Source organism: Ensifer sp. ENS10, from assembly GCF_014852025.1.
Classification (GTDB): domain Bacteria; phylum Pseudomonadota; class Alphaproteobacteria; order Rhizobiales; family Rhizobiaceae; genus Ensifer.
This window is the reverse complement of sequence record NZ_JACVAS010000003.1, coordinates 442,302-460,655: the sequence shown is the minus strand read 5'-3', so window position 1 is coordinate 460,655 and position 18,354 is coordinate 442,302. Positions and strand designations below refer to the sequence as shown.

19 protein-coding genes and 1 tRNA gene are annotated in these 18,354 nt (G+C 56.6%); 11 read left to right on the top strand and 9 right to left on the bottom strand.

Features of this window, described 5'->3' with window-relative positions:
- Positions 1 to 191: 191 nt before the first annotated feature.
- The 3 genes from IB265_RS15310 to IB265_RS15300 are packed head-to-tail and all read left to right on the top strand — an operon-like array spanning position 192 to position 1,972.
- On the top strand, positions 192 to 1,181 hold the full coding sequence (locus IB265_RS15310) for a zinc-dependent alcohol dehydrogenase family protein (protein ID WP_192494872.1): 990 nt from the start codon (positions 192 to 194) through the stop codon (positions 1,179 to 1,181).
- 49 nt (positions 1,182 to 1,230) lie between these two features.
- Positions 1,231 to 1,539: a 4-oxalocrotonate tautomerase family protein gene (locus IB265_RS15305; protein WP_192371075.1), complete on the top strand. Its 309-nt coding sequence runs from the start codon at positions 1,231 to 1,233 to the stop codon at positions 1,537 to 1,539.
- Positions 1,540 to 1,585: 46 nt separating this feature from the next.
- Positions 1,586 to 1,972 (top strand): DUF983 domain-containing protein, encoded by a 387-nt coding sequence (locus IB265_RS15300; RefSeq protein ID WP_192371076.1) that lies wholly within the window; start codon positions 1,586 to 1,588, stop codon positions 1,970 to 1,972.
- A gap of 203 nt (positions 1,973 to 2,175) precedes the next feature.
- On the opposite strand, the gene IB265_RS15295 is transcribed toward IB265_RS15300, so the two are convergent.
- Positions 2,176 to 3,165, bottom strand: a complete 990-nt coding sequence (locus IB265_RS15295; RefSeq protein WP_192371077.1) for a zinc-dependent alcohol dehydrogenase family protein — start codon at positions 3,163 to 3,165, stop codon at positions 2,176 to 2,178.
- Between the two features lie 107 nt (positions 3,166 to 3,272).
- On the opposite strand from IB265_RS15295, the gene IB265_RS15290 reads away from it, so the two are divergent.
- Entirely contained in the window at positions 3,273 to 4,142 is an 870-nt protein-coding gene (locus IB265_RS15290; RefSeq protein WP_192371290.1) for a LysR family transcriptional regulator, read from the top strand.
- 675 nt (positions 4,143 to 4,817) lie between these two features.
- Here the strand turns inward: IB265_RS15290 and IB265_RS15285 are convergent.
- The 4 genes from IB265_RS15285 to IB265_RS15270 form a co-directional block, all read right to left on the bottom strand.
- Positions 4,818 to 5,885, bottom strand: coding sequence for an ABC transporter ATP-binding protein (locus tag IB265_RS15285; RefSeq protein ID WP_192371291.1), 1,068 nt, complete (start codon positions 5,883 to 5,885; stop codon positions 4,818 to 4,820).
- Between the two features lie 607 nt (positions 5,886 to 6,492).
- On the bottom strand, positions 6,493 to 7,206 hold the full coding sequence (locus IB265_RS15280) for an NYN domain-containing protein (protein ID WP_192371078.1): 714 nt from the start codon (positions 7,204 to 7,206) through the stop codon (positions 6,493 to 6,495).
- Positions 7,207 to 7,613: 407 nt separating this feature from the next.
- Positions 7,614 to 7,689: transfer RNA gene (locus IB265_RS15275), tRNA-Ile, on the bottom strand.
- A gap of 149 nt (positions 7,690 to 7,838) precedes the next feature.
- A complete protein-coding gene (locus IB265_RS15270) occupies positions 7,839 to 8,333 on the bottom strand; it encodes a thermonuclease family protein (protein ID WP_371813606.1) in 495 nt (164 codons plus the stop codon).
- Between the two features lie 137 nt (positions 8,334 to 8,470).
- Between IB265_RS15270 and IB265_RS15265 the strand changes: the two genes are divergently transcribed.
- A complete protein-coding gene (locus IB265_RS15265) occupies positions 8,471 to 8,737 on the top strand; it encodes a BBE domain-containing protein (protein ID WP_192371080.1) in 267 nt (88 codons plus the stop codon).
- A 4-nt stretch (positions 8,738 to 8,741) separates the two neighbouring features.
- On the opposite strand, the gene IB265_RS15260 is transcribed toward IB265_RS15265, so the two are convergent.
- The 3 genes from IB265_RS15260 to IB265_RS15250 all read right to left on the bottom strand — a co-directional run bounded on the left by IB265_RS15260 (position 8,742) and on the right by IB265_RS15250 (position 11,416).
- Positions 8,742 to 9,020, bottom strand: a complete 279-nt coding sequence (locus IB265_RS15260) for an HU family DNA-binding protein (protein ID WP_192371081.1) — start codon at positions 9,018 to 9,020, stop codon at positions 8,742 to 8,744.
- A gap of 362 nt (positions 9,021 to 9,382) precedes the next feature.
- Positions 9,383 to 10,312, bottom strand: coding sequence for an MBL fold metallo-hydrolase (locus IB265_RS15255; RefSeq protein WP_192371082.1), 930 nt, complete (start codon positions 10,310 to 10,312; stop codon positions 9,383 to 9,385).
- Between the two features lie 159 nt (positions 10,313 to 10,471).
- Positions 10,472 to 11,416, bottom strand: coding sequence for a LysR family transcriptional regulator (locus IB265_RS15250; RefSeq protein WP_192371083.1), 945 nt, complete (start codon positions 11,414 to 11,416; stop codon positions 10,472 to 10,474).
- Positions 11,417 to 11,633: 217 nt separating this feature from the next.
- On the opposite strand from IB265_RS15250, the gene IB265_RS15245 reads away from it, so the two are divergent.
- The 6 genes from IB265_RS15245 (at position 11,634) to IB265_RS15220 (ending at position 17,614) form a co-directional block, all read left to right on the top strand.
- Positions 11,634 to 12,224 (top strand): flavin reductase family protein, encoded by a 591-nt coding sequence (locus tag IB265_RS15245; protein WP_192371084.1) that lies wholly within the window; start codon positions 11,634 to 11,636, stop codon positions 12,222 to 12,224.
- Positions 12,224 to 12,655, top strand: a complete 432-nt coding sequence (locus IB265_RS15240; RefSeq protein ID WP_246805965.1) for a nuclear transport factor 2 family protein — start codon at positions 12,224 to 12,226, stop codon at positions 12,653 to 12,655. Before IB265_RS15245 ends, IB265_RS15240 begins: the two co-directional genes overlap by 1 nt.
- The gene (locus tag IB265_RS15235) at positions 12,652 to 14,253 is read left to right on the top strand and encodes a 4-hydroxyphenylacetate 3-hydroxylase N-terminal domain-containing protein (RefSeq protein WP_192371086.1); all 1,602 of its coding nucleotides are present in this window, start codon (positions 12,652 to 12,654) and stop codon (positions 14,251 to 14,253) included. Before IB265_RS15240 ends, IB265_RS15235 begins: the two co-directional genes overlap by 4 nt.
- A 70-nt stretch (positions 14,254 to 14,323) precedes the next feature.
- The gene (locus tag IB265_RS15230) at positions 14,324 to 15,388 is read left to right on the top strand and encodes a maleylacetate reductase (RefSeq protein WP_192371087.1); all 1,065 of its coding nucleotides are present in this window, start codon (positions 14,324 to 14,326) and stop codon (positions 15,386 to 15,388) included.
- Between the two features lie 24 nt (positions 15,389 to 15,412).
- The gene (locus IB265_RS15225; protein ID WP_192371292.1) at positions 15,413 to 16,324 is read left to right on the top strand and encodes an intradiol ring-cleavage dioxygenase; all 912 of its coding nucleotides are present in this window, start codon (positions 15,413 to 15,415) and stop codon (positions 16,322 to 16,324) included.
- 384 nt (positions 16,325 to 16,708) lie between these two features.
- Positions 16,709 to 17,614 (top strand): MBL fold metallo-hydrolase, encoded by a 906-nt coding sequence (locus tag IB265_RS15220; RefSeq protein WP_192371088.1) that lies wholly within the window; start codon positions 16,709 to 16,711, stop codon positions 17,612 to 17,614.
- 87 nt (positions 17,615 to 17,701) lie between these two features.
- Here IB265_RS15220 and wrbA read toward each other — a convergent pair whose 3' ends face one another.
- The gene (wrbA, locus tag IB265_RS15215) at positions 17,702 to 18,322 is read right to left on the bottom strand and encodes an NAD(P)H:quinone oxidoreductase (protein WP_192371089.1); all 621 of its coding nucleotides are present in this window, start codon (positions 18,320 to 18,322) and stop codon (positions 17,702 to 17,704) included.
- Positions 18,323 to 18,354: the final 32 nt, after the last annotated feature.

The following is an 18,354-nucleotide window of genomic DNA, read 5'->3' as shown; positions in this document are numbered from 1 at the left end:
CTATAAGGTACACTTCTCCGGAAAATCGGAAATCATATCTTCCATTAGGACGTGAGATCGAACCCGATTTTGCAACCGCCTGGACTCGGTTTCCACTTCGCCGAAAGCGCGCTTCTAAAGGTATATATGATTTCCGCCGCCATGAAGTTGGCGCACAGTCGTCCCCGACACACGCCACAGGGAGACGCGAGATGCCGACGATGCGAGCAGCGGTGATCGAAGTCGCGAATGGTCCTTTCCGAGTTTCTGAAATTGAGCATCCGGTGCCCCAGCCTGGTGAGGTATTGGTTCGTATCAAGGCTAGCGGTGTGAACCCCCTGGACACCAAAATCCGTGCCGGAGCCGCGGCGCACGCTCGACATGGATTACCTGCGATACTTGGAATCGATCTTGCCGGGGTCGTGGAGGAGGTAGGTGACAGCGTGACCAGGTTTTCTCGAGGCGACGAGGTCTACGGGATGACCGGAGGCGTGGGCGGTAACCAAGGATCGCTTGCGGAGTATGCGGCGGTTGACCAGCGACTTCTGGCAATCAAGCCGTCGAACTTCTCGATGCGCGAAGCGGCGGCACTGCCACTGATCTTCATCACCGCGTGGGAGGGGCTCGTCGATCGAGTGAACGTTCAGGCGGGACAATCAGTTTTGGTGATTGGTGCCGGCGGTGGCGTTGGGCATATCGCCGTCCAAATCGCTGTGGCGCTGGGAGCTGACGTCAGTGCCGTCGATTCCGGGAGCAAGGCAGACTATCTGCGCGGTTTGGGCGCGAAACCGATCGACTATTCATCCGAGGACGTAGAGGCTTACGTTGCAAAGTACTCCGGCGGCAAAGGATTCGACGTCGTCTACGACACCGTCGGCGGCGGGGGATTGGACACTGCATTCAAGGCCGTCGCCCGGTTCGGACACGTAGTGAGTTGCCTTGGCTGGGGAACTCATGCCTTGGCGCCCCTTTCGTTCAAGTCTGCTACGTATTCTGGTGTCTTCACTCTGATCCCTCTTTTGACCGGTGAGGGGCGTGAGCACCATGGCGACATCATGCGGGAGGCTACGAAACTTGTGGAGGCAGGGAAGGTGTCACCACGTCTCGATCCGAGGAAATTCACTCTCGAGACCGCTGCAAACGCCCACGAGCTAATCGAGACCCGAAAGGCCAACGGCAAGCTAGTTGTCGAGCTCGATTGATTGCGGTCGGCCCGTCAAATCCCCAACTAAAGAAACAAAGGAGAATACGATGCCCTTTGTGAATATCAAACTCGTGGATGGTGTATTTACAAGCACCCAAAAACACGCGCTGGCGAAGGCGATCACGGATGTAATGGTCAAGTTCGAAGGCTCGGAGGCGTTCCGCTCCGTTACCTGGGTGCTGATAGAAGAGCTTCACACCGATGGCTGGCACATTGGCGGGCAACCCTTCGCCGGACCATCCTCCCTAATGGAAACCCTTGGCCGTTCTAAGGCCGTCTACGAGATGATTGACGGCCACCCCACGTCTCGTGACGAGTTCGCAGCGGCGCTGCCGCCCACGACCCAGGTCAGCTAGCCTTCAACGGCATTCATCTCGATTTCGATGGTGAGGGAACAGATACATGACCATCGACTATAACGAGACTACCAATCCTGCACTCACCGGATTCAAGGGGCGATGTCCGCGTTGCCAACGGGGACATCTGTTTAACGGGCTCCTGTCCTTGGCTACCTCTTGTGAGGTTTGTGGTCTCGACTATTCGTTCGCTGATCCTGCGGACGGGCCCGCATTCTTCGCCATGACTGTTGTCGCCGTTCCGGCGCTTGCTTTCGCTCTGTGGTTCCAATTGACAGTCGAGCCGCCGCTCTGGGTACATCTGGTTTCCACTCTACCTTTAACCACGGCAGCCTGTGTTATGCTGCTGAGGCCCTTGAAAGGCTGGCTCGTATGCTCTCAATACTTTCACAAGGCCGAAGAGGGCAGAATTGATCGGGACTGGCGAGGTTGAATGAAGACTTAGCGGCCGCGCAGAGGCTTGTTCACCAACGGGATTAGCCCCGCCTGGGAAGGGCAACGCCGCAAGAAAGGTGGACTCTACCGCGAGATCACTTGCGGTAACACAGCGCGGGGCCTTCTTGCGTCGGAGCACGTAAAATATGAAGGAGTTGCAGAGAAAGGGGCCCCGCGCATGAACACGCGGGACCCTGGCCGTTACGCGATGTCGACGACGAGCTTTCCGTCAACCTTGCCACCTTCAATCAGCTCGTGAGCCGTCATCACACTTTCGAGGGTGAAGGACCGACCATCGAGACGCGGCATCAACTGGCCTTTTTCCGCAAGTCGCGTCGCTTCCCTCATGATGTCCCCGTGATGTTCACGGCCTTCGCCAGTGAGCAGCGGTAGCAGTGTGAATACTCCGGAATATGTCGCGGCCTTGAATGAGAGCGGGGCGAGTGCGTGCGTGCCCCAGCCGAGGCAGCTAACCACATGCCCGAAGCGGGCGACCGCCTTGAACGCAGTGTCCAGGCCAGCGCCGCCAATGGTGTCGTAGACGACGTCGAAACCTTGTCCTTGTGTGTACTTGGCGACGTATTCCTCGACGGTCTCTGTGGCGTAGTCGATCGGCGTCGCATTGAGGCCCTTGATGTAGTTAGCCTTGCGGGCTCCATCGACTGCATAGACTTCCGCGCCAAACGATTTGGCAATCTGAACTGCTACGTGTCCCACGCCACCAGCGCCACCAAGGACCAGCACCTTCTGGCCAGCCCGGATGCCGACGCGATCCACCAGGCCTTCCCACGCCGTGATGAAAATGAGGGGTAGAGCGGCCGCTTCACGCATGGAAAGGTGAGATGGCTTGATGGCCAGCAAACGTGCATCGACGGCCGCAAATTCTGCCAGCGAACCTTGAACTCCGGCGACACCGCCTGTCATGCCGTAGACTTCGTCTCCGCGGCGAAATTTGGTCACGCCTGCGCCGACTTCTTCGACGATCCCAGCAAGGTCGATACCCAGGATTGCGGGAAGCGGATGTCTGGCATGAGCGGCTGCTCCTGCGCGGATTTTCGTGTCCAACGGATTGACGCCGCTGGCCTTTATTCGGACGAGCACCTGGCCTTCGGCCGCTGCCGGTCGCGCGATCTGCGTCACCCGGAATTCGGTACCATGATTTTCAAGAACTAATGCTTTCATCGTGCCCATAGGAATGCTCCCTTTCAGTTGATGTCAGCACTTTGAATTGGAATTTTCCGAATGAAAATCATATAGATTGTATGTTCATCATGCATTTTTGAATGAGCCACAAGATGATGGAATGGAGCGATATCCGACTTTTCCTTGCGATCGCGAGGGAGGGAACGCTGGGTGCGGCCGCGAGGAAGTTGGGCCTGACGCAGCCGACAATGGGAAGACGATTAAAGACTCTTGAGGCCGCAGTCGGCCACTCACTGTTCCAGCGCACACCGGACGGGTTTGTCCTGACAGATGAGGGCACCGTCGTGATGGGGCACGCGGAACGAATGGAGGAGGAGGCGCTGGCACTCCAGCGCCAGCTTGCGGGCACCGAGAACACGTTGTCCGGAACCCTGCGGATCTCGTGCTCTGACTGGTTCGGCATTCATATTCTTGCCCCCATCCTTGCAGATTTCAGACGTGTGCATCCCAACGTAATCATCGAGGTTCTCACCGACTCCAGACTTTTGAACCTTACGCGTCGCGAAGCGGATCTGGTCTTCCGCATCAAGCCGTTCACAGAGCCGGAAGTCATCTCGCGAAAGCTGCTGCATATTCCCTATGGCCTGTATGTCGCCAAAGGATCGGACGACCCTTCGCCCGGCACAGGAACGGGATTCAGTATGGTCATTATGGACGAGGCATTTGGAAGCATGCCAGACGTAGGTTGGCTTAAGGGCCGGTTCCCCAATGCGAACGTTTCGATGCGAAGCAATAACCGCGATGTTCAGGCAAGGTTATGCGCGGGTGGTGCAGGCATGGCGGTTCTTCCCAGGCCGTTGGGGGATTCGATGGACGTCTTGAAACGTATCGATGTCTCGCAGTCTCCTCCTGGAAGGGATACTTGGCTCGGATATCATCAAGATCTCCGCCGGCTTCCAAGGCTACGAGCTCTTATTCAGTTTGTTGGTGAGCAAGCACAAATAAAACAGCGAGAATTTCGCTAAGCCGTGATTGGAGGTGGGCATCAAGCCCAGCCGTCAACTTAACCTCATCCGGGCTACGCGGAAGGGTCGCTTTCGAAGGTCTCGTTTGACCGGTGACTGACCGCCGCAGCGCTGGCACACATGGACGCTGAGCATGTTGGCGGATTCCTCGTCGAAGGCGTCAAAAAACGGATGCGTCTCGACCGCGCTCGCGTTTGCGCGCAATCGAGATAACCCGATCGTAGACGGCGCCAAGGTCTCACGCACAAGCTGCGCGGCGATAGTCACGGTGAGATTGTCTCATCCTGTTCGTCGCCGGGGCCAGTACGCGCTTGTAGAACCTTTAGATGTCGAGAGTTCGTCCTACCGGAGTGAACGAACAATAGGATGCCACCACCCCGCTCAACTAAGCAAACAAGTGGGCAGCCTGGAACAGTCCTCCTGTCTAACGAGACAGCGCTCGCGCAAGGATTCCTTCATGTACGAGTTCTGGTCCCCGACCTTCTGCTCGCAAATCCATAGCCGGCATTATCTTCAAGCCCTCATGGCTATGACGCCAATCTTGGGATGCTTCTGCCGCCACGCACACATAGTGCGTGTTCTTACAGACAATACTTTTGGAATCTCCGCCCCGATCGGCAATCATCCCATGTATGGCCTTCCTGGGTCCAAGTGTGAAAATCGTGAACGAATCCTTCAGTTCAGTCTCCTGCCGTCCGCATCAAACAAATGAACATCGCTGAGTTTAATGCCGAGCGGCACGACTGCACCGTGCTCAATCTTGGTGTGTGGTGGTAGGGATGCAGATATTTTGCCTCTATCTCCAAACCTGCCGGTTACAATCAGCTCAGGCCCGGTCAACTCCGTAACCTCCGCCACTGCTTTCAAGGTGACTTCCGCGGCGCTGGCACGGAAAGCCTCCGCGCGAATGCCCACCGTTACTTCTTCATCGGCGGCGGCACCGAGTGCCGCGCGGTTGAACGGCAGTACGAAATCGCTTCCGTTGAGCTTGATGCCGTTGGGCACCCAGCGCGCCGTCAGCAAGTTAATTGGTGGAGCACCGACGAAACTCGCCACGTACACGGTCGCAGGCCGATAGTAGATTTCCTCTGGGGTTCCCAGCTGCTCGACTTTGCCATTCCGCATGACCGCTATTCGGGTGGCCAAGGTCATAGCCTCGATTTGATCATGGGTCACATAGACCACGGTCGTCTTTAGTATCTGGTGCAATCGTTTGAGTTCGGTGCGTAGCTCCATCCGCAGCTTCGCATCGAGGTTTGACAGCGGTTCGTCAAAAAGGAAGATTTTTGGGTTCCTAACAAGCGCGCGGCCGATCGCGACGCGCTGCCGCTGGCCTCCGGACAACTCGCTCGGCTTGCGATCGAGGAGGGCTTCGATCTGCAGCATTTGCGCAGTCTCTTCGATCGCCCGATCGCGCTCCACTTTAGGAACTTTCCGCATCTCTAAGGCAAATCCGATGTTACGCCGCACCGAGAGGTTCGGGTAAAGCGCGTACGATTGGAAGACCATTGCAATGTCACGGTCCTTAGGGTGCACCCTTGTCACGGCTTGGTCGGCTATTCGGATTTCGCCACTCGTGGGTTCGGAAAGGCCGGCGATAATGTTCAGAAGTGTGGATTTGCCACAACCCGACGAACCAAGAAGGACGAGGAACTCGCCACTCTCCAGCTCGATATTGATCCCGCTGAGAGTTGCGATTTCGCCGTAGCTCTTATGTATATTTTCAATCGTCAGCCTGCTCATAGCTATGGCATCGTGAAATTTGGCGATCATTCGGTTGATCGGGCGTGGCCAGGAAAGTCGAAGTCACGGAATAAAAGCCTGAGTTTATTTCGTCTAGCAAAATTTGAAGTTTCGACTCATGGAGTTAGCCGACGGGCGCTAGGCGTCTCACGGCTCACAACAGAGGTAACGGGGCACATTTGGTGGAGCGCGACAACCAAGATCAGACGGGATCTCAGCCAGATTGTCCCTCTACAGCCCGCGTCACCGAATCTGCCCCGGTTACCAACAGAACGCGTGGACCAATTCGCTAACCGGCGAGGCTTCGTACAGCGCACCCTGGCATGCCGGTTGAAGTGTTCCTTCCGGCAGGTGAGCGGGCGGCGTTTTCGCTCGATCGCAAGGCGTTCATCATCGCTTTGTCCAGCTTCGCACCCGGGACGATTTGGTGATCGCTCCAGGTTTCGATTGAGCCTTCACGCTGAAGAAGCGACACATGCTTATGCAGCCTGTCGAGATACTTCACATCGGCATGAGAATAGGGGATGAAGCTTAATGCCAAGATACGCCTCAGTCATATTCGTTGCGCTTCAGATCGTGGATCGCAACCTGCACGAGATATCGTGAGCTATTTCGCATCGATGTGTGAGTGCTCCGACGCCTCCTCGTTATCCCTTTCGCTTGCCTTCTTCTTTTGCGGTCTGTTATCAGGATGAACCCATTCAACCGGCGGCTCGTATTCGTTCGGTCTACGCGCCGCTCTGTCGCCCATGACAATGGCTTGGAGTACAGAGCTATCCAGATGGTCTTTGTTCAGAGCTATTTTTCCGCTCGCAATACTCGCGATATGGCTGGAAAAATTTCGGCCAGGCGGCGCGACAGAGATGAGTTCCTTCTTAGGGAACGCTCTCTTAAAGAACTTTGCCGTCGCTGCCTGATCCGAGTCTGCGGTAACAAGGTATGCCTTGTCGTAGACATCGTTCGCACCATCCTCATATAGGCTGAGCGCCAAGTTGATGTCGGTTTCCTTTTCCGTTGGCTTTTTCCATGTTGCATCGCAGGTTCTGCACGACCAGTCTTCCTTGACGTAATGTCCCATCACAACCGTCACGCCTGAATTTTGGAGAGCCAGAAGGTACTGCTCGTGCCTCCATTTCTTTTTTTCATCCCCAGGGTAATATGCGGTGCAAAATGTAACCTTTGCGAGAGTTTCCGACCTTGAAGGGATTACTATCTGGGCAAGCTTCCAGAGGTTACACCATTTGAGATACGGCTGATTCAGGTCCGCAATTGCGTGATACAAATTGAAACCGTCGATATAAAATGCGGACCTTTTGGCCATCTGATTTCCTTGACAAACTCGCCTGCATGATTCATATACAACTTATCAACGCGATGCGGTACGCCGCTAGCACACCCTCGGCTCCGGCCGGGGGTTTATTTTTTGTAGCATAGCCTGCATTAAACATTCTCTATCTATCTGAAATGCCGATAGATACTGACGCCACCAAATTGATGTCATCCGACGTGCTGGACACGAAGGACAATCTCGTCGATGCCGTCCTCTGATTGCCCCCAGTCCATAAACACCAGAGCATTTTCCTGACGTCGGACTCGTTCTCTACCAAAAGCTTCCTGTCGTCGTATGCGTTCCAACACATGAAGCCCAGAGCGTCCTTGATGGCCGAACTTATGTGGAATCCAGACTTGTGTGACGACGGTCCGGGTTTATCTGGCGATGAACAGGTATGGTGGGCCCGGCAGGACTCGAACCTGCAACCAATCGGTTATGAGCCGACGGCTCTAACCATTGAGCTACAGGCCCCACGGAAACGGTTGTAGGAGATTCCACGGTAATTGATCAAGCCCGACGCGATGAATTTCGGCTTTCCGAATTCAGCGTGAACCTGTCGGCCATAGACAACGCCGAAGCTCATTCGCGATTGGAGGTCCTTTCAGCATGTCGAGTTTTGCTCAACACGCAAGTGTATGCCCAAAGCGTTCCGCTCGCGCCTCACAGGGGCGTTGGAAGTGGCCGCGCCATATACCAATGTTAGATGATCGCGCTGTCTTCTCGGCGGCCCCATAGGCTCCACGGCTGTACCGAACCCAATCCAGCGCATTACCACTTTCGACCAACCAGCGATTAACTTCTTTGCCGTCGGCGCGAAAGCAGACGCCGACCAACCTGTGATATCGATCGCGGTCGATCACGTCGCAGTGGATTGGTCGAGAGGCCGCAAGGAATTGATCCAGAGCGCTTGCTGCGGCCTTGCCGCACCGATAAGTGCCGCCATCGCCGTCAAAGCATTTCTGCCAGCTTTCCGGCGCATCTACGCCGTGAAGCCGTACACGTTTCCCTCCGATCTCGATGGTGTCCCCGTCGACTACGGAGGCACGCCCCGTTATCGTGTCCGCACTTGAGGCCGAGGCAGGCAACAACAGCAGGGCTGCGAAAATGGGTGCAATTCGCTTAAACAACGTAAGTGGCTCCTATGCGTGGCAAGCGGAACGGTTTGTAAGCCTATGTGCACTGCGATCGGTTTAGAAAACGTGCAGCTGGTGACGATACCAATATTGGCTGGGTCCGCGACGCCTGGCGCGATATGCAACTCTATTCCACCGGCCGGCTGTATTTGAACTCTCCCGGCTTCGGAGAGGGTGAAAACTTGTTCGTGACGCTTTCCAATGCTGAAACCTACGCGAGGCTTCAAACGGTCAAACGCGCTTATGATCCAAACAATTTTTTCCGCATGAACCAGAACGTTATCCCGCTGTTGATGCCAAGCGCAGCAGGCTCGTGGTTTGGTGGGTTCTACCTTGTTGCTGAGAACTCCAGGCGTGAGGCTCCGGCGTCGCCGGAGCCTCTTTAGTCCACTACTTGTTGAGAGCATCCTTGAGCGCTTTGGCGGGCGCAAAGTTGAGTTTCTTCGCTGCCGCCACTTTGATGGTCTGTCCGGTTGCCGGATTGCGAGCTTCCCGCTCCGGAGTGTCTTTCACTTTAAACTTACCGAAGCCGGGGATCGAAGTTTCTGCTCCCTCGGTCGCTGCCGCGGTAATCGCCGCGAAAACTCCTTCAACGATGGCTTTACCTTGAGATTTCGTCAGCCCGTGGGCGGTAGCAATCTTCTCCGCAATTTCGTTTGTCGTTGTCATGAGATCCCCCTCGTTTGTTAACGCGCCGAATTTGGCAGGCTGGAGATTCCCAGTCATCCGGATAGTGGAGTGCCGTGACCTGATTTCCACAATTGATTGTCGGTTTATCTCAGTGTTGGATCCAAGCTGCTCCGCAGGTGTCAAGTGCATGAACCTCTCTCAGGTCATCCGGAAGGCTTTGCTCTTGCGGCCGGGCCTTCATCGACTGGCTCATTCGGGCGCTTAGCAGCATTCTTCCGATAAGCGTCTCCGCCGCGATGGCATTTCGGAGCACCCCAGTGCAAGCGCGTTGCACAACCGCTGAACACGGAAACAGGTCGATCGCAGCGTACCTCGCTACGACCGACTGACAGGGCCCCGGTTCAGTAGTCCCACCAAGCCGGAACCCAACGATAGTGTTCACCGGAGGCTGCCACTCGCCCCACTGAGGGGAACGGCATGTGTGTGGATACCAGCCACGAGCCGGTGTCCGCCAGTTCCCGCATCAGACGCAGCCGAACGCGGGTCGCTTCCTCCGGGTCGTGTTCGAAGCCGTTGTGCCACTCGGGGTGATCGAACGAAACAGGAAACAGCGCGTCGCCGCCAAACATCAAGCCTTCGCCTCCTGAAGCGATCCGAACCACGCTGTGTCCTGGAGTGTGACCGCCCGTGCGGCAGACAACCACTCCCGGCGCTACCTCGGCCTGCTCGTCGAAGGTCCGCAGGTGCTCACGATACTTGTCCATGAACTCAACGGACGCCCGGCGGGCCAATTCAGCCAGCGCAGGCGGCATGGCCGTCCGGGAGAAGTCGGGCGATTCCCAGAACTTCGCTTCCGCAGCGGAAACGTGGACGCGAAGGTCCGGACGCATCCGTTCCTTGACGCCTTCGACGAGGAGACCGCCAACATGATCAAAGTGCATGTGCGTCAGCACTACGTCGGCCACGGACGATAGGTCGACGCCGGCGGCTTCAAGTCGATGAACAAACTGCCCAGCCCGTGGAAAGTCCGGATACTCCTCTCCGATTCCGCTGTCGATGAGAATTGTCTGGCTACCGCTGCGCACCACTACGGCGTTCAGTGCCCAATCAAAAGCGACCTTCGAAAGGAATCGTTCGTCCAGCCAAGCCCCCATGGCTGCAGGATCGGCGTTGGTGGCCATCGATTCGGCTGGCGGCGTCAGAACGCCATCGCTGATTATGATGACTTCAATCTCGCCCACCCGCACCGCGTAGCGGGACGGAACCAACTCGTCGGGCTGCCGCCTGTCCTGCTGGATCATCGTAAGAGGGGTTGTTTCTACCTTCGACATTATGTCGCTCCAATTCTCGTGAGAGGTGCCGATCAGGGCTACATCACGATGTCTAGGTTGGAGTGTTTGGGCGGTCGAGCTACACCTGAGTATGTGGCGTACGCACCACACAGCGACGATTCCCCTTGCAACCGCTGTTCACGCACGCCCGTTACGAACTCAAACCTGCGGCCTTTTGAGCGCGGAGACGGTTTGGATTTCGGCCGCAGTTCTTCGCAAGCAGTCGCGTAGCCAGCAGTGCGCGAGATTACTCGTGTGCCGGGGATGCCAGAACATGCGTTCATGGATATCCGGCAAGGACATTGGTGGTTCCGCGCCGATAATGCCTGGCGCGCCAAGTTCACGGATCGCCCTCTCCAAGACCAAGCTTATAAGATTCGATCCGCGCAAGAGGAATGGAACCATAACAAAACTTTCGAGCGTTACGGCAATCCGACGGCGGACACCTTCGCGCGCCAGATGCTGATCGGCAAGGTTCAGCTGCCGATCAGGGCCGATGCCATAAACAAGGTGGGGTGCATGGAGAAATGCATCAAGTGATATCTGGTCCGACCCCCGAACTGCCCGGTTTTGAGAATCGGCAGCGCATAGCCATCGGTCGCTCAACAAAGGTTCCGACGGAAAGTCGCTATCCGGAAGCAATTCGCTCGGCTCGATCACGACGTCGACAAGATCGTCGTGGAGCATCTTTTCGGTGTCTCGCGAACGTGGGACGAGATGGAGCGTGACGTGGGGCGCTTCTGCCTCCAGGCGTTTGACGAGGGGGGCGAGCAAGATCAAAACAGCGTAGTCCGATGCGCTTATCGTGAAGCTTCGAGCGTCTTGCAGTGGATTGAAGCTGCCTTGCTGCGTAAGGGTTTTTTGGACCTTGTTCAGGGCGTCTCTTAGCGGTTCCACTAGGTCTTCGGCGTTTTGCGTCAGCTCTAACTTTCGACCCACGCGAACGAGCAACGGATCATGAAACATGTCTCTCAAACGACCGAGGGCCGCGCTTGTCGCCGATTGGCTTAGTCCGACGATCTCCCCCGCACGGCTGACGCTCTTCTCTCGCAACAAAGCGTCGAGAACGACCAGCAGGTTAAGATCCACTCCCCGAAGGTTCATAAGTACTCCTCCCATGTATCGACTGGCTGGATAATTAACTTCCGAATAATCGATTGGACACATTACGGTAGCCACGTAAGATCTGTGTCAACAAAAAAATATAAGTATCTGGGGTTCAAAAGTAGAGATTAAGTAAGCCGTCTGTTGGTCTGAGCATCGGCATGCAAATCTCGTTGTTTCTGTGGAAGCTGAAAATAGCTTGCGCAATGGAGGAGCTATGCGCAGTTTGGATGAGATCACTTCGCCCGCCTCGTCTTTCAAAGATATTCAGGAAACGGTGAATCAGTGGGAGCTTAATGCTGGTCCGGAGGCATTGGCATTTCGAACGGCTATGCGGAAATTCGTTGGCGGCGTCACCGTTATCACGACGCGTCACGATGACCGCCCGTGGGGCATGACCGTCAGCGCCTTTAGCCCGGTGTGCATGGATCCGCCCATGCTGATCGCTTGTGTAAATCGCGAGACGGTGACCGCCAGCAATATCACTCGTCACCCGCATTTTGCCGTGAACATCCTCAGCGATGAGCAGGTGGCAATCTCGCAATTTTGCTCAAGACCTCGTGAGGACAAATTCATCGAGGACTTCGTGATCCCGCCGGAGGATGTTCCTGACAGGATCCAGATGCCCGTCCTCAAGAATTCGCTGATCACTTTCGATTGCAGGGCAAACACGACGTTCGTTGTGAACAGCCACCTCGTGCTTCTGGCACAGGTCCGGGCGGTTCTCGCTCCTGCTGCCAAAAAGCCGCTCCTCTATGGAGAAGGGCAGTACATGCAGGGTGTTTCGATGCAGAGGGTATTGTCGTGATGGACGCCGCGGCCACCACAGCCGTCGTCGAGGCCCTCTACACGGCTTACAACAGTCATCGCACAAGCGACGTCGCTGCGCTTTATACCGACGAAGGCATCCACGAGGACATCGCGCACGGTCGTCCGAAAGTAGGCGCGCAGACAATAGCGGCTGGTCTTGAAAAATTTCTCGGTTGGTTCCCCGACGCCGAATGGAAGCCCGGCTCGATCATCGCAGACAATGAGGGAAGAGCCGCTGTCCAGTACACATTGACTGCGACCTTGTGCGCCGCGTTGGGACCAGTTCCCCCTCGCGGCCAAAAAATCTTCCTGCGCGGCCTGATGGTTCTCACTCTCGAGAACGGCAAAATCGTGCGCAGCGAAGACTACTGGGATGCAACGACGTTCCAGAAACAGCTTGATTCAAACGCTCCAGAGGAAAGACCATGAGAACAGGCAAAGAATACCTTGAATCGCTGCGCGACAACCGGCGTGTCTATGTCGGCGGCGAGCTTATCGACGATGTTACCACCCATCCCAAGACGCGTGGCTACGCCCAGGCTATCGCTGAATACTACGATCTGCATCTCGATCCCGCCAATCAAGACATCGCGACATTTATCGACGAGAAAGGCAATCGCCAGTCGATGCATTGGTTTCTGCCCCGAACCAAGGAAGACGCAGTTCGCCGGCGCAAATACGCGGATTTCGTGTTCCGTCACTTCAAGGGCGGCATCTTCACCCGTCCCCCGATGGGGATGAACTGCGTGATGTTCACGCAGGTGGATGATCAGCAGCCGTGGGCCGATAACTCCCGCTTCAAAAACGGCCAACGCGATCTGTCGGGCAATATTCAACGTCAATGGGACGAGGTGACAAGCAAGGATTTGGCCATCTCTCCGATGTTCGTCGATGTTCAGTTTGACCGGGGTCGGGTCGACGCACTGAGCGAGACGCCGATGTTGAGCATCGTTGAAGAGCGCGACGACGGCATTCTCGTGCGAGGTTGGAAGGCTATCGGAACGTCCGTTCCCTTCGTCAATCACATCCTCATCGGAAATCTATGGCGGCCCGGCCAGACACCTGAGCAGACGATCTACGCCCTGGTTCCAATCGCCACCAAAGGCATCTCGGTCGTCGCACGCGAATCCCGCGTTCAAACGGACGCAGACCCCTACGATCGTCCTCTTGCTACGATCGGCGACGAACTCGACGCCATGGTTTACTTCGACGACGTTCTGATCCCGTGGTCGCAGGTGCAGCATATCGGCAATCCCGAGCATGCCAAATGGTATCCTCAGCGCCAGTTCGACTGGGTCCATCTGGAAACACAGATCCGCCATTGCGTCCATGCCGAGTTGATGGTGGGCCTCGCGCTTCTGCTTACACAATCCCTGGGGACGAGCAACAATCCGGTTGTTCAGTCTCAGCTTGCCGAAATGATCAGATTCCGTGAGACTTGCACGGCCTTCATGCTGGCTGCCGAAGAGACGGGATTTGCCACTCCGGGCGGTCTTTTCAAGCCGAACAACATCTACATCGACTTCGGTCGTGCCCACTATCTCGAGCATCAGCCGAGAATGGTGAACATGCTCATCGAGTTCTGCGGCCGCGGGATCGTGATTCAGCCGACGAAGCGAGAGCTCGACGATCCTTACATCGGTCCGAAGCTTGCCGATGCGCTCCGTGGCGCGGAAATCAGTGCGCATGACCGGATCAAGATTTTCCGCCAGATCAGCGAACGCTTCCTGACGGAATGGGGCACGCGCCACGAGATGTTCGAGAAGTTCAACGGAACGCCGCTCTATCTTATCAACCTTCTTACGCTTCAGCGTACCGAGTATCACGTGGACGGTCCGCTGACCGCCCTCGCACGCGAGGTGCTCGGCTTCGGCGATACCGCCGAACTTGGTAAGCGCGCGCAGGAAGCCGAGAAGAACTCGCACTACGCCAACGTACGCTTCCAGCCTGAATACGCCCGCGCTCAGGACGTTCACGAGGGCTATATCGGTTCTTCTGCGGAGCGTGGCAACGTCAACGCTGCTTAATGAAAATCGCGCCGGCGCCCGTTGTGTGCCGGCGCGTTCTCCTTGTGGAACGGCCAGCCCGGAGCATCCAATGTATTCGTTCACCTACAGCGGTGTATCCGCCCGAGTCATTTTCGGATCTGGAACGGTGAGAACACTCCGTGGCGAATTGGAGCGGCTTGGTTTAGAGCGCGCGCTCTTTCTCTCAACGCCTGGACACGAAGATTTCGTGAGAGAGTGCGCCCAATCGGTCGGCCCCGTCGCCGCCGATGTGTTCTCGAAAGCTTCGATGCACACGCCCGTGTCGATCACGGAAATGGCGATGCGGATGGTGCGTGACCTGCGTGTTGATGGCATCGTTGCTATTGGTGGCGGTTCTACCATTGGGTTAGGCAAGGCGATTGCCTGGCGAACGGACCTTCCGCAAGTAGTCGTTCCCACGACCTACTCCGGATCCGAAATGACGCCGATCCTCGGCGAGACGGAAAACGGCCAGAAAGTAACCCGCTCTCATCCAAGGATTCAGCCGGAGACCGTTATTTACGACGCCGACCTGACCGAGACTCTCCCGAGAGACGTCGCCGTAGCCAGCGGGATGAACGCGATGGCGCATGCGGTCGAGGCGCTCTACGCCGAAAACAGAAATCCGGTCGTGAGCCTGGTTGCCGTTGAGGCGATCGGCTCCCTGTATGACGCCTTATCACTATTGTCGGACACTCGAAACGACGAGGTGGCAAGGAAGAGAGCTCTTTACGGAGCGTGGCTGAGCGGAATGTGTCTCGGGTCAGTTGAAATGTCTCTTCACCACAAGCTCTGCCACACCCTCGGCGGCTTGTTTAATTTGCCGCACGCCGAGACGCACGCGGCGCTGCTACCTCACGTGTTGGCGTACAACGCTCCGGCAATTCCCGAAGTCATCGATAAGCTAAGCGAAATTTTCAGGCGACCCGATCCAGCGCAGTGTCTGTACGAGCTCAACCACACGCTTCGGGTCAAACCAGCGCTAAGGGAGCTGGGGATGCCCCCGGCTGGCATCGAGCAAGCGGTCACTGCGGCTCTCGACAAACCCTACAAAAATCCGCGGTCATTGGACCGTCAAGGTCTGACGGAGCTGCTAAGGCGTGCACATTGCGGATTGCGCCCTGCAAGCACTTGAAGAGTTGGAGGACAAAGAATGGACATGAAACCCGCTTCGACCAGTGAGGAAACTCGCTTCCTTACCGAGGAAAACTCCGTTGAAACAGTCAACGCACGGATGGGATCCGGAGCAAGTCCGCGGATGAGGCTGGTCATGTCAGCAGTCGTGAAGCATCTGCACGCGCTGACAAAAGAGATAGAACCGACACATCAAGAGTGGCAGCAGGCGATCGATTTCCTTACAGCGGTTGGCCATAAATGCACCGACTGGCGGCAGGAGTTCATACTCCTTTCCGATGTTCTCGGAGTTTCGATGCTGGTCGAAACCATTAATAATCGCCGACCCTCGGGGGCAACGGAAAACACGGTGCTCGGCCCATTTTATGTTCCCGAAGCACCTCGCTACCGAAACGGAGCCAACATATGCCTGGACGGCAAAGGCGAACCGCTCGTCGTTAGAGGCAGGGTGACGGATTTGGATGGTAATCCTATTCCAGGTGCTCTGGTTGATGTCTGGCAGACGAATAATGACGGATTCTACGACGTCCAACAAAAGGATATCCAACCCGATTGGAACCTGCGCGGCGTATTCACGGCCGACGATGACGGTACCTATTGGTACCGCTCAGCGAAACCCCGATACTATCCGATTCCAGACGATGGGCCGGTCGGCAGGCTATTGGGTCAGCTTGACCGCCACCCGAACCGAGCGGCCCACATCCACTTCATCGTTAGCGCGCCAGGCTACGATCCCGTGGTCACGCATATCTTTCCAGATGACTGCAGCTATTTGAGCGAAGACGCTGTTTTCGGAGTCAGGGAGTCCCTGATTGCTCATTTCAAAGAAGTTCACACTGCGGACGAGGCCGAACGGCTAGGATTGAAAGACGTTGACCAATCGTGTCCTTATTTCTTCGTCAACTGGGACTTCGTTCTGACGCCCGCGGCGAAATAAAGGAGGGCGCCGGTCGCATTGACGCCTGCTATGCCGGCCTGTGCCGGCTGAGAGTGGATCGAAGGTGGCTTCCGAGGAGTGGTCGACTTGTCGTGGATTGCTGAGCACATATTCGCGCAGCAAAGCTTTCTGCAAATTTGTGGAAAGGCTTCGGGGGAACTTCACGTACGTCTGTCTTCACACGAAAATCGAAAGCGCGGTCGGCTAGAAGGACAGGCTTGCCTATGCTTATGTGTAGGCTCCCCTGTGCGCCGGATCAATCGACCGCTGCCAAGCCTCGCCGTAGACTCTGGATCGTGGCTGAGAACGATATTCTTGGGCACCAACTAGCGTTAATCACAGGCAGAAACACGTCCGCGGACGATCGGTCAGCAGGAGGCAGATATGGGCTTGGACAAAACTTCATCCACCGGACGATCAGACGAACTGGTTCCCTCGCGCTACGCGCTGCAGGTCGGCGATATCGACGTGCTCGTTTTAAGTGATGGCGTCATATCGATACCGGCGGAAGTCATGGCGACCAACGCCGATCCCGCAGTCCGGACGGCCTGGCTGCATGACCGGCTTCAGCCCGAGGTGATGGATTGGGCCTTGAATGAAGTTGTCGTTCGCAGCGGCGATAGGACTATTCTCATCGACTCCGGCCTCGGGATGGAATTTCCTGGTTTTCCCAGAACAGGCCGGTGGGGCTATCGACTTGAGTCCGCCGGAATCGATCTGGCATCGGTTACGGACGTCGTTCTCACGCACATGCATTTCGACCACATCGGTGGGTTGTTGGTAGACGGCGTTAAGGACCAACTCCGTCCGGACCTGCGCATCCACGTCGCGGCTGCGGAGGCCGAGTTCTGGGAGTCGCCCGACTTCTCGCGGACTACCATGCCGGGTCCACTGCCCGACTTGATCAGGTCAGCCGCCAAGCGCTTCCTGGCGCAGTACGGCAGCAAGCTTCAGACCTTCGAAAACGATTGCGAGGTCGTCCCGGGAATGGTCGTTACTCGAACAGGTGGGCACACCCCTGGGCACAGTATAGTCCGCCTGGCTTCCGGCGACGACAGACTCACCTTTGCGGGAGATGCGGTATTCCCGCACGGTTTTGATCACCTTGAATGGCACAACGGCTTCGAGCACGATCCCGAGGAGGCGGTCCGCGTCCGTACCCGCCTCCTTCGTGAGCTAGCGGCAACCGGGGAGCCGCTGTTGGCTACTCATCTATCTTTCCCATCAGTGTGCCGGGTTGCGATCGCAGGCGAAGGCTACCGGTGGGTACCCGCGTTTTGGGAACATTGAAAGTTTGCACAAGGCGAAACGTCAGTTCTCCTCGTCATACAGTCACCTGTGACGGCACGCTGGGCAGTACCAGCGTGCCGTCACTTCTCAGTTCGCAGCGCCGGCGTTGAGGAGGCCGCGGGCTACGGAGGTGACACGACGTCCCTGGAACCGGCCAACAGCCAGGTGATCCTCGTCGGGCTTGAGGCTGTCGAGAGCCGAGACGTGCGTTGCTCCGTACGGAGTTCCCGCCTTGAACATAGCAGGATCGGCGTAGCCGAGGGGCACGATGATCAAGCCGAGGTGGGCCATCGGCGTGTAAATGGACAGCAGGGTCGATTCGTTTCCGCCGTGCTTTGACGATGTCGAACCGAATACGGATCCGACCTTTCCATTAAGCTTGCCCTGGAACCAAATCCCACCCAGACTATCAATGTATGCCTTGAGCTCGGATGAGATTGAACCGAACCTGGTCGGCGTGCCGAATATGATAGCATCCGCCCATTCGGCGTCCGCCTCGGTCGGAGCCTCGTATTTCTCATTCATGGCACGCGCGTTTTCGCGCCAGCCTGGGACCTGGGACATCACGTCCTCGCTGATGAGCTCCCTGGCACGCCGCAGACGCACTTCGGCTCCTTCCTGGACCGCACCCTCGGCGATCGCGTTCGCGAGTATGTCGGTCGAGCCATTGCGTGAATAAAACGCGATCAGCACTTTCGGTTTCGTCATTTCCTGTCTCCAGCAAGTGTTAGCGCTGAAGC

Coding starts and splice junctions, on each gene's coding strand:
- IB265_RS15240 (WP_246805965.1), top strand. CDS start 12,224: ATGGACGCCGCGGCCACCACAGCCGTCGTCGAGGCCCTCTACACGGCT.
- IB265_RS15280 (WP_192371078.1), bottom strand. CDS start 7,206: ATGGCCAAAAGGTCCGCATTTTATATCGACGGTTTCAATTTGTATCAC.
- IB265_RS15260 (WP_192371081.1), bottom strand. CDS start 9,020: ATGACAACGACAAACGAAATTGCGGAGAAGATTGCTACCGCCCACGGG.
- IB265_RS15245 (WP_192371084.1), top strand. CDS start 11,634: ATGCGCAGTTTGGATGAGATCACTTCGCCCGCCTCGTCTTTCAAAGAT.
- IB265_RS15235 (WP_192371086.1), top strand. CDS start 12,652: ATGAGAACAGGCAAAGAATACCTTGAATCGCTGCGCGACAACCGGCGT.
- IB265_RS15255 (WP_192371082.1), bottom strand. CDS start 10,312: ATGTCGAAGGTAGAAACAACCCCTCTTACGATGATCCAGCAGGACAGG.
- wrbA (WP_192371089.1), bottom strand. CDS start 18,322: ATGACGAAACCGAAAGTGCTGATCGCGTTTTATTCACGCAATGGCTCG.
- IB265_RS15310 (WP_192494872.1), top strand. CDS start 192: ATGCCGACGATGCGAGCAGCGGTGATCGAAGTCGCGAATGGTCCTTTC.
- IB265_RS15300 (WP_192371076.1), top strand. CDS start 1,586: ATGACCATCGACTATAACGAGACTACCAATCCTGCACTCACCGGATTC.
- IB265_RS15220 (WP_192371088.1), top strand. CDS start 16,709: ATGGGCTTGGACAAAACTTCATCCACCGGACGATCAGACGAACTGGTT.
- IB265_RS15305 (WP_192371075.1), top strand. CDS start 1,231: ATGCCCTTTGTGAATATCAAACTCGTGGATGGTGTATTTACAAGCACC.
- IB265_RS15295 (WP_192371077.1), bottom strand. CDS start 3,165: ATGGGCACGATGAAAGCATTAGTTCTTGAAAATCATGGTACCGAATTC.
- IB265_RS15290 (WP_192371290.1), top strand. CDS start 3,273: ATGGAATGGAGCGATATCCGACTTTTCCTTGCGATCGCGAGGGAGGGA.
- IB265_RS15230 (WP_192371087.1), top strand. CDS start 14,324: ATGTATTCGTTCACCTACAGCGGTGTATCCGCCCGAGTCATTTTCGGA.
- IB265_RS15265 (WP_192371080.1), top strand. CDS start 8,471: ATGCAACTCTATTCCACCGGCCGGCTGTATTTGAACTCTCCCGGCTTC.
- IB265_RS15250 (WP_192371083.1), bottom strand. CDS start 11,416: ATGAACCTTCGGGGAGTGGATCTTAACCTGCTGGTCGTTCTCGACGCT.
- IB265_RS15225 (WP_192371292.1), top strand. CDS start 15,413: ATGAAACCCGCTTCGACCAGTGAGGAAACTCGCTTCCTTACCGAGGAA.
- IB265_RS15285 (WP_192371291.1), bottom strand. CDS start 5,885: ATGAGCAGGCTGACGATTGAAAATATACATAAGAGCTACGGCGAAATC.